Source organism: Chitinophaga sp. sic0106, from assembly GCF_019219075.1.
Taxonomy (GTDB): Bacteria; Bacteroidota; Bacteroidia; order Chitinophagales; family Chitinophagaceae; genus Chitinophaga.
The window spans coordinates 34,830-49,118 of the sequence record NZ_JAHUWJ010000029.1; the positions used below are offsets into that span (position 1 = coordinate 34,830).

At 48.1% G+C, this 14,289-nt stretch carries 9 protein-coding genes; 7 read left to right on the top strand and 2 right to left on the bottom strand.

Features of this window, described 5'->3' with window-relative positions; all coding sequences use genetic code 11:
* Nucleotides 1–719 precede the first annotated feature (719 nt).
* The 6 genes from KW844_RS27505 (at nt 720) to KW844_RS27530 (ending at nt 10,324) form a co-directional block, all read left to right on the top strand.
* Nucleotides 720–1,328 (top strand): response regulator transcription factor, encoded by a 609-nt coding sequence (locus tag KW844_RS27505; RefSeq protein WP_218379983.1) that lies wholly within the window; start codon nt 720–722, stop codon nt 1,326–1,328.
* A gap of 521 nt (nt 1,329–1,849) precedes the next feature.
* The gene (locus KW844_RS27510) at nt 1,850–4,306 is read left to right on the top strand and encodes a glycoside hydrolase family 2 TIM barrel-domain containing protein (RefSeq protein WP_255578659.1); all 2,457 of its coding nucleotides are present in this window, start codon (nt 1,850–1,852) and stop codon (nt 4,304–4,306) included.
* 18 nt (nt 4,307–4,324) lie between these two features.
* The gene (locus KW844_RS27515) at nt 4,325–6,862 is read left to right on the top strand and encodes a glycoside hydrolase N-terminal domain-containing protein (protein ID WP_218379984.1); all 2,538 of its coding nucleotides are present in this window, start codon (nt 4,325–4,327) and stop codon (nt 6,860–6,862) included.
* A 12-nt stretch (nt 6,863–6,874) separates the two neighbouring features.
* Nucleotides 6,875–8,749, top strand: coding sequence for an alpha-L-fucosidase (locus KW844_RS27520; protein ID WP_218379985.1), 1,875 nt, complete (start codon nt 6,875–6,877; stop codon nt 8,747–8,749).
* Between the two features lie 64 nt (nt 8,750–8,813).
* Nucleotides 8,814–9,941, top strand: coding sequence for an alginate lyase family protein (locus KW844_RS27525; RefSeq protein ID WP_255578660.1), 1,128 nt, complete (start codon nt 8,814–8,816; stop codon nt 9,939–9,941).
* Nucleotides 9,942–10,090: 149 nt separating this feature from the next.
* Entirely contained in the window at nt 10,091–10,324 is a 234-nt protein-coding gene (locus KW844_RS27530) for a hypothetical protein (RefSeq protein ID WP_218379987.1), read from the top strand.
* Here the strand turns inward: KW844_RS27530 and KW844_RS27535 are convergent.
* Nucleotides 10,321–11,622: a tol-pal system YbgF family protein gene (locus KW844_RS27535; protein ID WP_218379988.1), complete on the bottom strand. Its 1,302-nt coding sequence runs from the start codon at nt 11,620–11,622 to the stop codon at nt 10,321–10,323. The genes KW844_RS27530 and KW844_RS27535 overlap by 4 nt on opposite strands.
* 195 nt (nt 11,623–11,817) lie before the next feature.
* Here KW844_RS27535 and KW844_RS27540 point away from each other — a divergent pair, with 195 nt between their 5' ends.
* The gene (locus KW844_RS27540; RefSeq protein ID WP_218379989.1) at nt 11,818–12,741 is read left to right on the top strand and encodes a FecR family protein; all 924 of its coding nucleotides are present in this window, start codon (nt 11,818–11,820) and stop codon (nt 12,739–12,741) included.
* A 284-nt stretch (nt 12,742–13,025) separates the two neighbouring features.
* Here the strand turns inward: KW844_RS27540 and uxuA are convergent, their stop codons facing one another.
* Entirely contained in the window at nt 13,026–14,201 is a 1,176-nt protein-coding gene (uxuA, locus tag KW844_RS27545) for a mannonate dehydratase (protein ID WP_218379990.1), read from the bottom strand.
* Nucleotides 14,202–14,289 lie beyond the last annotated feature (88 nt).

A 14,289-nucleotide genomic window follows, 5' to 3' on the forward strand; every position in this document is an offset into this window, starting at 1 on the left:
CTCCCTGCTGCTTGCATGAGGTACTATGTTGGAAATGGCCGTGAATAGAGTGCAGTCAAACCGGTGGCCCATAGGCTGCTGCTTGCATGAGGTACTGCGCTGGTAATGGCCGTAAATGAATTACTCTAAACCGGCGGTAGCCCCCGCGCGAAGCGCGGAACTACTCCCATGACACCGAAGGTGTCATACAAAATCACAAAAAATCAAAAAACTGTTTTACGATTTCCGACGTATATTATTTATATTTATCTGACGATAGCTGATGAAGGAAAGAAAAGACAGCAAATCCCGTTAATGTTATCAAGATCCCGTGTTGTTGCACCATATTTTTTACATGGACTTTTTAAAGAGAAGAAAAGCTTACCTGAAAAAAATCCATACATATAATTAAAATTAATTTGATCAAATATTAATTATTGCCAACGATATCTTCATTGATTATTAACGAGTTATATTATTGTTGATCCAGAGTTATATTAATGTCAACCAGGTTATGATTATATCTTTATTGTAATATAAAATATATTGATTATTAGTATTTATTGAAAAACCATATACCTATCCGATTGACTACTGCTGGGATTTGTTTCAAATTTGTTTCGGTATGGAAACCGTGTATTTAATTCCAATAATAATTTTAATGCCATACCAGCTTCCAAAACCAGCAGTTTACCTGGAGGAACTTTCATATGAAAATCACATAACCCAAAAGGAATATTATGAAAAAAGTGGGGTCTTTAAGTGCTGGTAACTGGAGCGGAACAAATGTGCTGGAGATCGGAGAATTGCATTCTGAAACAACAATTGCGTTACAACAATTAGCAAAAGATATCTGTAACCTCGTTTTTATGGATATAGAAATACCAGGTTTAACATCGATAGAGGCTGCCAGCATTGTAAAGGCAGCTTATCCTGAAATAAATGTCATTCTGCTTACTTTAAGAGAAGATGTGAAAACAGTGACACAGGTACCGGTTCCGGAAGCCGGCATCACGATGGAAAAAATTCCACCGGTTACTTTAACTGAATTTATCTCTCAGGTATATGAAACAGCCCTGCATAGTAATATGGTGGCCGTTAACAAAGTACTTGCCTTCTTTAATAAAGAGAAACAGCAGCCTATTATTAATGACACCTACGGACTTTCGCCCAGGGAAAAGGAAATACTCCGATGCCTGGTGAACGGAGATACTTATAAACAGATTTCAGAACACTGCCACATCAGTGTAGGTACCGTGCGTTCTCATATCATGAACATTTATAGAAAGCTGGATGTGAACTCCAGATCCAATGCCATCGTAAAAGCAATGAAAGAACACCTGATCTGATACACCCCTGAGTAACCCCAGATGTACCTGCCAATTTCGATGCATCCGGTTTTTCATGGAATTTGTTTTTAAATTGTAATCAACCGATCTCAGGTTGTTGTATTGCCATGTACCTAACTGGCTGCGCTGTCTGCACACGCAGCCGGCTAGCGCTGCACGCAACACCACCCACAAAGTCAGTACCTCTGCACGCAGCACCATGCATTAGCATTTAGAGGCAGCCTCCGCGCGCAGCGCGGAACCCACACCAGCAAAACCGAAGGTTTTGCGTCTGCAACTCAGGTGCAAAACCTACATCCAACAAATCCAATTTCACCACCTATCCCACATTTTCAACCGCTTTTGAAAATGCTACGCATAAAAGAGAAAATATTACCGTATTTTGTGCAATCGATTGCGTAATTTGGAGTCCTGAATCAGCAAAGATCAGGCTATTCCGTTATATGCCGTAAATTGAAACCGGTGCATACGTTTGCACCTACCTGATTTTATCGCTCGACATTTAAAGCTGCTGTCCCGTTATGATGAGAAAAGCATTGTCTCTTTGGCTCTTAGCCTTTACTATTTCCAGCCAGGCCATCAAAGCCCAGCAATCTATACGTGTTACCAACCAATGGGATTTCCTGAAAAGTGATCTCGGCAGCCCTTGGGAAGCGGTACGCCCCGCTACCGAAGGAAGCCCCGAAGCAGTGCCCCTGTGGCAAAAAGTAACCATCCCGCATTGCTTCAACGACCGCGATGCCGTAGACCCGGACGTCAACTACTACCAGGGCGCCGGATGGTACCGTACCAACCTGGAGGTTAAAAATCCTTACCAAAATGGTCGCACCTTCCTGCACTTCCTCGGCGCCGGACAAAAAACTAACGTATATGTATATACGCAAAAAGTAGGAACCCATACCGGTGGCTACGATGAATGGACCATTGACATCACCGACGCTGTGGAAAACTTCCTGAAATCACCGGAGGCCAAACGATATAAAGGGAAAATACCACTGGCCATCCGCTGCGATAATACCCGCGACCAGGAAATGATTCCTTCGTCCATGTCCGATTTCAACGTGTACGGCGGCGTTTACCGCCCGCTGGAAATCGTATATACGCCGGCGTTAGCATTCAAGGAAGTACACCTACAGGCCACCACAGACGCTGCCGGCAATGAAGGCCAGCTCCTGGTATCCGCTTCCTTTATCAACGCCCGTAACACCAAAGATGCCACCATAGAAATTAATCTTCTGGACCCCCGTAACCAGGTGGTTAAAACAGTGAAACAAGCGCTCAACCCCGGAACTACTGAGCAGCAGATCACCAGCATCTCCCTGAAAAAACCAGTACGCTGGTCACCTGATCAGCCACAGCTATATAAAGTACAGGCTAAAATAATTTCGGCAGAGGGTACCGCCGAATGGACCGGTAACACCGGCTTCCGCCACTTTAAATTCGAGGAACACGGTCCCTTCCTGCTCAACGGTAAACGCCTGCTGCTGCGTGGTACACACCGCCACGAAGATCACGCCGGTGTAGCAGCCGCCATGGAGGATGCCACCATCCGCGAAGAAATGATCCTTATGAAAAAAATGGGGACCAACTTCATCCGCCTCGGTCACTACCAGCAACATCCACTCGTACTGCAACTGTGCGACAGCCTCGGTATCCTCGTATGGGAAGAAATTCCATGGTGCCGCGGTGGCCTCGGCGGTGATATCTATAAAGAACAGGCACGCCGCATGCTCACCAACATGATCAGCCAGCACCGCAACCACCCCGCAGTAATCCTCTGGGGCCTTGGTAATGAAAACGACTGGCCGGGCGACTTCCCCGATTTCGATAAGGAAAAAATCCGCGCCTTTATGTCGGAACTCCATCAACTGGCGCACCACCTCGATAGCACCCGCCTCACCACCATCCGCCGCTGCGATTTCTGTAAAGACATTGTGGATGTTTACTCCCCGTCTATCTGGGCAGGCTGGTACCGCGGTCGCTATACCGAATACAAACAGGAAAGCCTAAACGAAATTGCCAAAGTAAAACACTTCTTCCATGCAGAATGGGGTGCAGACAGCCACCAGGGCCGATATGCAGAAAATCCTGAATTCTTCATACAAAAAATTGCTACCGGAAAAGGTACCGACGAACGTACCGGCGACTTCGCCCTCACCGGCGGAAATGCCCGCGCCTCCAAAGACGGCGATTGGTCAGAATCCTATGCAGTAAATCTGGTAGACTGGCACCTGAAAGAACAGGAAACAATGCCTTCCCTCACCGGTAGCGCCTACTGGGTGTTTAAAGACTTTTCCACACCACTGCGTCCGGAAAACCCGGTGCCATACGTGAACCAGAAAGGTATCGTTGCCAGAGACCTCACACCTAAAGAAATCTACTTCGTTTTCCAGTCATACTGGCTCACGCAGCCTATGGTGCACATATACGGCCATTCCTGGCCAGTGCGCTGGGGCAATGAAGGCGAAGAAAAAGAAGTACGGGTATACTCTAACTGTCCGGAAGCCGAACTGTTCGTCAACGGTAAAAGCGCCGGCACTAAAAAACGCGACAGCCAAAACTTCCCGGCCGCAGGCCTGCACTGGAAGGTAGTACTGCAGCCAGGGCAGAATAATATCCGCGTGGTAGCGCGCCAGGGTAAAACCACAGTGACAGACGAAACCACCTGGACATACCAGACCGCCAAATGGGGTAAGCCGGTGAAACTCGTGGTAGAAAAAGAAAATCAGGGTACCACCACTTTAGTAAAAGTAAAAGCCCTGGATGCCAATGGAGTCCTTTGCCTCGATGCTGCCAACCTGATCACCTGGTCAGTAGCCGGAAACGCTACCCTGATCGATGATATGGGTACTGCAGGCGGCTCCCGCAAAGTGCAGCTCGCCAACGGCCAGGCTTCCATCCGCGTAGTGAACAACACCGGTAAGAGTGTAGTGGCTGCCGCTGCCAGCGGTCTCGCCACAGGTCTTACCGAACTATAATACTAATCTACTTCCGATATGAAATACTTTGTAACCATCGGCCTGTGTATCGCTGCGGGCGCTGCACAGGCTGCCACGCCAGATTCTTTACTGAAGCTATGGTATAAGCAACCAGCTACCCAATGGGTAGAAGCCCTGCCACTCGGCAACGGCCGTATAGGCGCCATGGTTTTTGGCGGCACCAAAACAGAAGAACTGCAGCTCAATGAAGGCACCATCTGGTCCGGTACTCCCCGCGACGGGAACAATCCCAAAACGAAAGAACTCCTGCCACAGCTGCGCCAGCTGCTCAATGAAGGAAAATATATGGAGGCCGATAAGCTCTCCCGTGAAATGATGGGTAAATACAGTGCCCGTTATCTCACGCTGGGAAGCCTCTTCCTCGAAAGTGATATCCCCGCTGACGTGCAGGATTATCACCGCGAACTGGACCTGAACACCGGCGTCAGCACCGTGAAGTTTACTCTTAACGGTATTGCCTATACGAGGAAAGCATTTATCAGTTATCCTGCACAGCTGATGGTAGTACGCTATACCGCCAGCAAACCAGGAGCCATTAGCTTTAAGACCCGCTTCGCCAACCAGATGCCGCATAAAAATAGTGTGGTTGACAGGGCAAAGCACTACATCGCAATGGAGGGTACCTGCCCATCCTACGTGGCAGCGCGCGCCTACGAAAAAGATCAGATTGTATACGGCAAAGGTGAAGATGGCAGCGAGCCGGTACGTTATTCCGTACAGTTACAGGCACGTTCCAAAGACGGGGTGATCAGGGAAGATACCAGCGGTATCCAGGTGAAAAACGCTACTGACGTGACCCTGCTGCTTTCCATCGGCACCAGCTATACACGGGAAGGTAACGATGGTAACCCTTTCCTGCGGGCTAAAGAAGCGCTCACAAAAGCAGCAGCACAAAACTTTGACCAACTGTTAGCCATACACGAAAAAGATTATACCTCCCTGTTTAATCGCGTGAAGCTCGACCTTGGTGACGATGGCAACGCACACCTGCCTACTGACAATCGACTGAAAGACTATACCACCGCCGGTGGTAACCGTGATCCGCAACTCACCGCGCTGTTATACCAGTACGGCCGGTACCTGATGATTTCCGGTTCCCGCAAAGGCGGTACCGCTATGAACCTGCAAGGCCTTTGGAATAAGGAAATGCAGCCACCATGGGGTTCTAACTATACGATCAATATTAATACCGAAATGAACTACTGGCCGTCAGAATCGGCTAACCTGTCCGAATGTACGGAGCCACTGTTCAATTTCATCTCTTTGCTGGCTAAAAACGGTCGAACTACTGCCCGTGTCAACTATGGCGCCAATGGCTGGGTAGCGCATCACAACTCTGATTTGTGGGGCATGACTTATCCTGCGGGCGGTATCGACTTTAAAGATCCAAGCGGTAACCCTAAATGGGCACACTGGCCTATGGGCGGCGCCTGGCTTACCCGCCACCTCTGGGAACATTATCAGTATACCGGCGATAAAAAATTCCTTGCGGAAGTATACCCGCTGCTGCAAGGCTCCTGCGAGTTTATGCTGTCGTTCCTCACCCGCGATGCAAACGGTTACTGGGTAACCAGTCCATCCACCACACCTGAGAATAATTTTTGGGTAGATGGTAAGCAAACTGGTTCTGTCAGCATCGCTACCACCATGGATCTTTCTATTATCCGCGACCTGTTTAACAATACCATCAACGCTTCCAGGGCACTCGGAAAATATCCTGAGTTTGAAGAACGCCTGCAGAAAGTGCTGAGTGAAATGTATCCGTTCCATGTAGGCCAATATGGTCAGCTGCAGGAATGGTATAAAGACTGGGATGATCCGAAAGATCATCATCGCCACGTATCGCATGCCTACGGCCTGTTTCCGGGGAACTTCATTTCCCCGCGCAGAGATACCGTACTATCGGAAGCGGTTAAACGTAGTTTGATCCTTCGTGGAAACGACGGTACCGGATGGTCCAAATCATGGAAAATAAATTTCTGGGCACGCCTCGAAGATGGTGACCATGCCTATACCATGCTGAATCAGCAGTTATTCCTGGCCACCTCCCAGGCGGTAACTGTTAACGGTAACAGCAGCGGTTCCTATCCAAACCTTTTTGATGCGCATCCTCCTTTCCAGATCGATGGAAACTTTGGTATCACTTCCGGCATCACTGAAATGCTGCTCCAAAGCCACGACGGTACACTGTACCTGCTACCGGCATTACCATCTGCCTGGCCAACCGGTTCTGTTAAAGGCCTGAAAGCAAGAGGAGGATTTGAGGTAGATATGGAGTGGAAAGATGGCGAACTGACCAAAGCGGTAGTGAAATCAGCACTGGGCGGGAACTGCCGTATCCGTGTGAAACAACCGGTAAAAATAGCCGGTGCTAAAACCGCTACCGGCGCAAATAATAACAAATACTATGTGCTGGCCATGAAAGGGAATACCGAGGTAAAAGATGCGTCTAAACTGCCGGATCTGGACCTGAAACCAGCATTTGAATATGACCTGCCTACCACCGCCGGCAAGTCTTATACCATCAACCGCTAAGCAATACCCACTATGCACGTTCTGAAAAACTTAGCACTTAGTATAGGCATGAGCGTTATAGCCATCCCTGCTTTTTCCCAGTTTAAGGGAGATGATGATGGTGTGTTAAGCCAAAAGGCCGCGGAACGCGATAGGGCAGCTATTAACACCGCTGTCAACGGCTGGTGGACGGCCAGCATGAAAAATCATGACCAACGCATTGCCTGGTGGAGAGAAGCACGCTTCGGCTGCTTCATCCACTGGGGCGTGTACTCCGTGCCCGGTGGCCTCTGGAAAGGGAAGCAGGTAGGCGGCTATGCCGAACACCTGATGCGTAAAGAAAAAATTTCCAGAGGAGCATACGACTCCCTGCTCATACGCACTTTTAACCCGGTGGATTTTGACGCTGAGGCCTGGGTGAAACAAATCAAAGCCGCCGGCATGCGCTACGTGATCATCACCGCCAAACATCACGACGGTGTGGCCATGTACCCTACCGCCATCGGAGATTATAGTATCAAAAACTCGGCTTTCAAAAGAGATCCGATGGCCGAGCTGGCAGCAGCCTGCCATAAAAACGGACTGAAGTTCGGATTCTATTATTCCCACGCCTTTGACTGGGAACATCCGGACGCGCCAGGTAACGACTGGGATTATGATAATCCGGGCGGCGATAAAGACCTGCACGGTGGCCGCACCTGGTATGATGTACACCCGGAACTGCTGCCCAAAGCCGTGAAATACGTCAACGAGAAATCAATTCCGCAGATAAAAGAACTGATCGCAAAGTACCATCCGGATATCCTCTGGTTTGATACGCCGCATAAGCTGCCACTGAGCGAAAATATCCGCATCCTCGAAGCCATCCGCGCTGTGGATAACAACGTGGTGGTCAATGGGCGACTGGCACGCAGCAACGAATATTCCTTCGGTGACTATATCAATACCTCCGACCGCCCTGCGGAGTTTTACCCGGTAAACGACGACTGGGAAGCAATACCAACCACCAATGAATCGTACGGCTATTCCCGTTACGATGAAAGTCATAAACCAGTTTCCTTTTTCATACGCCTGCTGGCAAAAGCGGCGGACCGTGGAGGGAACCTGCTGATGAATATAGGGCCGGAAGGCAATGGTGTAATAGATCCCAGAGATACCATCATTTTACACGGCATTGGAGCCTGGATGCAACGATACGGAAACAGCATATACGGCACAACAGCATCACCATTACCCATTCAGCCGTGGGGCGAGATTACCGCAAAAAATAACCAGCTATTCCTGCATGTATTTTCATGGCCCGCCAATAAAACACTGACTGTTGGCGGATTACAGGGAAAGGTGAAAAAAGCCTGGCTCATGAACACTGCTACAGTCCTGAAAACTACGGTGGTTAATAACGGTACTGATGTGAACATCTCCCTGCCGGCAACAGCACCGGATAGTATTAACAGTGTGGTAGTAGTGGAAATGGAGCAGGTAAAACCAACAGCCGCTACAGTTTCCCGGCTGCTGGATGGTTCCGGTGTTACCAACCGCTTGCTGGCTTACGATGCACAGTACCGCAAAGGTCTCACCAAAGGAGATGGAAAAATCGCCAACTATTTTGTAGGTGACATCGCCAATCCTGCTGATAAGCTTACCTGGAAAGTACGTGTAACCAAAGCCGGTAGCTATAGTGTAACGTTGAAGTACCGCAGCACCTTACCTGACGCCGCTTTCGAGGTTACAACCGGTTCACAGTCCCTGAAAGGCAGTACGACTTCAAAAAAAGAAATCCTGACCGTGAAGCCCGGCGTGCTTAAATTGGCAGCAGGTGAAAATGAAATTGTATTAACGCCGACTGCCGCCAACAAGGAAGAAATCATGAAAGTCTTTGAACTACAGCTGGAGGCCTTCAATAAATAGTGCTGACTTTTAAAAGAGCTACACCATGACAAACCGCATATTACTTTTTTCTATCCTGATAATAATGATGACTCTGACCGCCGGCGCTCAAAAGCGCTGGCGGGATCAGGTGATAAAAGACATGCAGCCTGCCATCCTGGAAAGGGCTGCCTGGGCCAAACAACTCCAGCCGGAAACAATTACAGCGTATAGCTGTGCCCGTAGTGCCGGTGGGGCGCATGATTTTTATTCCGAAGGAGATTATTGGTGGCCGAACCCGGTGAGCGTGGATAGTCCTTACATTCAGCGGGATGGACAAAGTAATCCGGAAAATTTTGTAGCACATCGCCAGGCGATGATTCGTTTTAGCCGCATCATGGGCGCGCTGGCAGCAGGTTACATGGCCAGTCAGGATAAAACCTACCTGGAGCAGGCATTGGTACATGCCAGGGCCTGGTTTGTGAATGCAGATACCCGCATGAATCCTAACCTTCGGTTTGCACAGGCGATTAAAGGTCGTGCTACCGGCCGTGGTATTGGTATCATTGATACCATCCAGCTGCTGGAAGTAGTGCAGGCACTGCGCATCATGGAAAAAGCCGGAATGGTGCCCGCAGCGGACCTGGTGGCCATCAAATCCTGGTTTAGTGAATACCTGCAATGGCTTACCACCCACCAGTATGGAAAAGATGAAATGAATGCGGCCAACAACCATGGTACCTGCTGGGTAATGCAGGTGGCCGAGTTTGCGGTGTTTACCGGTAATGATACGCTCACCCGTTTTTGCATCGACCGTTATAAGAATGTATTGCTGCCTTCACAGATGGCCAACGACGGCAGCTTCCCGCTGGAACTGAAACGTACTAAACCATACGGCTACTCGCTCTTTAACCTGGATGCCATGACTACTCTTTGTCAGATATTGAGCACCCCAAAAGATAACCTCTGGAAATTTACTGCGGACAAAGTGAAAACTATCAGCAAAGGTATTTCCTGGATGTACCCTTACGTAAAAGATAAAAGTTCATGGCCGTTTGCTCACGATGTGATGTATTGGGATAACTGGCCCGTGGCACAACCGTTTCTGATTTTCGGCGCTGCTGCGTATAACAATAACGATTATTACAAAACCTGGCTGCGACTGGATCACGATCCGCAGGTGGAAGAGGTACTGAGGAATATGCCGGTTAGGAATCCTTTGATATGGCTTTAAAAAAGTTAAAAAACCGGACTTTTATTTACGAAAATCAAAAAAATGATCCATTGGCAGGCCCATCATTTCCAAAAAGTTAAATCTCCAGATATTGTTATTTTTCACAATGTAAATCGGTAACTTTAGAGTCTATGTAAAAACTTTAGAGTATGAGTTGGATGAACGACCTCTATGTCATTTATCAAAAGCTGGATGCCAACAGCTGTCAGGAGGTAAAAAAAGAAATTATCCAGGCACAGTTAAACGGCTGTAGCGATGGCACGATTTACTACCTTGTATTACAACAATTAGTAAAATTAAAGGGCGATAAAGCGCCGGTATACGAACTGATCAAAGGTGAAGTGGAAAATATTATTCACGCACAAAGCACCTACGCACACTAAGCTTTTAGTTCTTCAATCAGTTTCTGCACTTTCAGGTAATTGGGTGCGCCTTCCGGAATTTTTAAGAGCCATTCGAGGCATTCCTGTTTATGTCCTTCCTTGAGGTAACTCAAGGCAAGGTAGAAAGCTGCTTCGTAGCGGATTTTGTTATCACCGTTGTAGACGGTGAGCAGGTCCTGGCGTGCCGCAGCGAGCTGGTTCAGGTCCACCAGGCTTACGCCGCGGTAGTAGCGGGCGTATATATTATCCGGATTGGCTGCCAGTTCCTGGTTCAGCAGGCGGAGGGCATCACTGAAGTGGCCTCTGTTAAATTCCCTTTTTACTTCTTCGGAAAGGCCCAGCGTATCGTTTTCCATCGCATGCATTTCGGTGGAGGAAAACTGGCTGTAGATATTTTTGCGCCATGGGCTGATGTACAACAGGGTGGCCAGGGTAATAGCTATGATGGCGGTGCCTATCACGTAATTTCGTATAGGCGCTATGGAGCTGTCTTTTACGGCAAACCAGGTGTTACGGTGGGCATATAGCTGGTGTTGCAGTTCGTCTCTTTCTGTATCTGTACAAATTCGCTGGGCCAGGAGTTGGCGGATCAGGTCGAACCGTTTTACCTGGTTGGCCAGGGGCGTATTTGTTTTTAGTTTTTCGGTGTAGGCGTTGCGGGCGGCTTCTGACATGATGCCGCAGAGGTAGGCATCTGCCGTTTGGATTTCTGATTCCAGCATGCTGTCCACCGGTTTGAGCTCTCCATCGATGCGCAGTAACAGGTTTTTGAAGCAGGAGGCGCGCCGTGTCGGTAAATCTTTTACAGGTATTTTGGTTTCCGCTGCAATATCTTCTTGCAGGCAATCGGTAAGTGCCCAGCGGATCAGCTCTTTACAATCATCTCCCAGCTGGAGATATTGATGATAGGCCACTCTTCTCTTTTCCCCTTCTTTCAGTACATATTCCAGGTCCTGCATATCTTCCCGGCTCAGGGCAGCAGTTTCGTCGGCCTCCAGGCCCGGAATACGTCCGCCTCTGCGCTCCACTTCCTTTTCCCATACACGTTTACACAGCAGGATAAGAAAGGCTTCAAAAGAGGCTACTTTCAGCGGATGGCGGCGAACAAAGAAATAAATATCCAGCAGCACCTCCTCAAAAATGTGTGCTGCATCGCGTACGGTTCCTCCTTTTTGCTGGATAAAACGTTGCGCTTTTATCGCAAAGCGTTGATAGATAGAATCAATAACATCTGCCTCGTGATGAAGTAATCCGTTAATATAGTCCTGTTCGTTGCTCGTTAATGATTCAGGTGTCATACATTGGGGATTTTACCTGTTCTCTGATTACTAATTTATTAAACCTTACAGAGCTGACCTAATTATTTTATTCTGCGCCTCACATGTAGATTTTTCCTATATTAGCTGCCGCATTGCAATCTATGTATTCAATGCCTAATAGGACAGAGACTTCAGAGAATACACCTCAGGTCTTGTACAGGAGGGAACCTAATTATGTACCAGCCGAATACTGACGCTACTGATCTGATAGTTCGATTTATTAATGCACCTCACGATCCGCATTTACAGGATCAGATAGCCGCTTTAAAGAATCAGGGACCAGAGCAGGCCGCTTATGTTGAAAAGTTGTTGCAGGATTGGTTACAGGATGATATGCAAAGAACTGTGACCACCAGGCCAACAAAGAAAATAATCCCGATATGTAAATGGTGCGCAGTGGTAGTGATACTGCTGCTAATGGTGGCCTGTTACCTCCACTTCTGGAGTCGCTCGAGCCTGATCGTGAACACCAATCAAACCGGTTATATAGATTCATTTCTGCTGGCAGATGGAAGCAAAGCCATTTTGAACAGCAGTGCCAGCATTGCTTATCCCAAAAGTTTTGATAAGGAGCTACGTCAGGTATACATGCAAAAGGGAGAGGCCTTTTTTGCTATCCGGGTAAAAAATGACCAGCCTTTTGAACTGATCGTGGGGGATGCCGTGCATCTTAAACTGGAGGCCGCTGCATTTAATGTGCGCATGGATCAGCATAAAATAGCTGTGTATGTAACCGATGGTAAACTGAAAATGAAAGGCGCCGGCGAAGATGAGCTGCTGCTTACCCCGGGATTACAAGGCATTTATAGCAAGAAGGGTCTGGAACAGGAGATCATGATGAGCGACGGCGCCCTGGCCTGGAAAACAGGCCGGCTGCGGTTTGTAAATGTCCCGCTTAAGGAAGTATTACAGGTGATCCGTAACTATTACGATATCCAGGTAGATGTACCCCCATCTGCCCATACCATCCTGAAAAAAAAGGTAACAGCCAATTTTGAATCCGAAGGTCCTGAGAAAGTACTGGAAGTTGTGAGTAAAAAAATTGGCGTCTATCTTTCAAAAGATAAAGAGGGGAGATATTACCTTACACTGAAGTAAGCAGCCGCATACCGGCACATGTTGCCATCAACATAAACATGAAAAAATAATTCATTGCAGGACGCATTTAGTCCGCATCAGCTGCAAAGAGAAAGCCTCCTGTGCAACACAGGAGGCTTTCTCTTTGGAATAATATATTAAAGCAGCACTTGCTGTACCTGCGATTAGCGGTCGCCGTATTATTCAGTCACTGTTTCTGCTTTGGCGTAATATCTCAAACCGGCGGTAGTATTGCTGATCCCTACCTTGAATCCTTGCACGGTTCTGATATTGGTGGATTTAAGTCAATCAGCGCTCAATGCACCGGCGATACCCATTTCCAGTCCGCGCAGTTCTGCCAGTCCGCGCAGGCGGCCAATGGCACTGTAACCTGGATTGGTTTTCTTGTGCAGGTCATCCAACATCTGGTGGCCATGATCCGGGCGCATAGGAATTACTACATTGCGGCGTTTCATGGTGAGCAGGATATTTTTGATCACATGGAACATATCTACATCGCCTTCGAGATGGTTGGCTTCATGGAAGTTGCCCAGTACATCACGTTGCGTGCTGCGGAGGTGAATGAAGTGGATATGATCACCGAGGCGCTCTACGATGCCTGGCAGGTCGTTATCAGCGCGTACGCCATAAGAACCGGTGCAGAAGCAGAGGCCATTGGATTTATAAGGAGCTGCAACCAGCAGTTCTTTTGCATCTTGTTCGGTGCTTACCACGCGTGGTAAACCAAAGATTGGGAACGGAGGATCATCCGGGTGGATGGCGAGTTTCACACCTACTTCCTCTGCTACCGGTGCAATTTGTTGCAGGAAGTAGAAGAGATGCAATTTCAGTTGAGTTGCATCAATGCCTTTGTAGGTATCGAGTGCAGCCTGGAATTGTGCGAGGGTGAAAGATTCTTCAGAACCGGGCAATCCTGCAATGATATTTTTTTGCAGCAGTGTTTTGGCTTCTGGCGTCATGCTATCGAAATGTTCTTTAGCACGGGAAATATCTTCTTCAGAATAATCTTTTTCAGCATTTGGACGTGCGAGAATGAACAGGTCAAATGCCATGTAGGCGGCCTTTTCAAAGCGCAGCGCTTTGGAACCATCTTCCACGGTGTAAGCCAGGTCAGTACGTGTCCAGTCCAGTACCGGCATAAAATTGTAGGTAACAACTTTTACGCCGCATGCCGCCAGGTTACGGATCGACTGCTGGTAATTGGCGATATATTCCCGGAAACGACCTTTTTGTGTTTTGATGTCTTCATGAACGGGAATGCTTTCCACTACTGACCAGGTGAGGCCGGCAGCTTCTATCAGCGCTTTGCGCTGCATAATTTCTTCTTTCGACCAAACCACTCCGTTAGGCACATGGTGCAGCGCTGTAACGATGCCAGTGGCACCTGCCTGTTTGATATCAGACAGACTAACCGGATCATTAGGCCCGAACCAACGCCATGTCTGTTCCATTCTCAGCATATTGCTATTAAATTTATAATTCCAAAAGTAAGTGATCCAAACCCCAAAAATAAAATCAATCTGCACATATACAAAGTTTATGTTGAAG

Excerpts from the sequence above, each read along its gene's own strand:
- uxuA (WP_218379990.1), bottom strand. The coding sequence starts at position 14,201 with ATGCTGAGAATGGAACAGACATGGCGTTGGTTCGGGCCTAATGATCCG.
- KW844_RS27535 (WP_218379988.1), bottom strand. The coding sequence starts at position 11,622 with ATGACACCTGAATCATTAACGAGCAACGAACAGGACTATATTAACGGA.
- KW844_RS27520 (WP_218379985.1), top strand. The coding sequence starts at position 6,875 with ATGCACGTTCTGAAAAACTTAGCACTTAGTATAGGCATGAGCGTTATA.
- KW844_RS27510 (WP_255578659.1), top strand. The coding sequence starts at position 1,850 with ATGATGAGAAAAGCATTGTCTCTTTGGCTCTTAGCCTTTACTATTTCC.
- KW844_RS27525 (WP_255578660.1), top strand. The coding sequence starts at position 8,814 with ATGATGACTCTGACCGCCGGCGCTCAAAAGCGCTGGCGGGATCAGGTG.
- KW844_RS27530 (WP_218379987.1), top strand. The coding sequence starts at position 10,091 with ATGAGTTGGATGAACGACCTCTATGTCATTTATCAAAAGCTGGATGCC.
- KW844_RS27540 (WP_218379989.1), top strand. The coding sequence starts at position 11,818 with ATGTACCAGCCGAATACTGACGCTACTGATCTGATAGTTCGATTTATT.
- KW844_RS27505 (WP_218379983.1), top strand. The coding sequence starts at position 720 with ATGAAAAAAGTGGGGTCTTTAAGTGCTGGTAACTGGAGCGGAACAAAT.
- KW844_RS27515 (WP_218379984.1), top strand. The coding sequence starts at position 4,325 with ATGAAATACTTTGTAACCATCGGCCTGTGTATCGCTGCGGGCGCTGCA.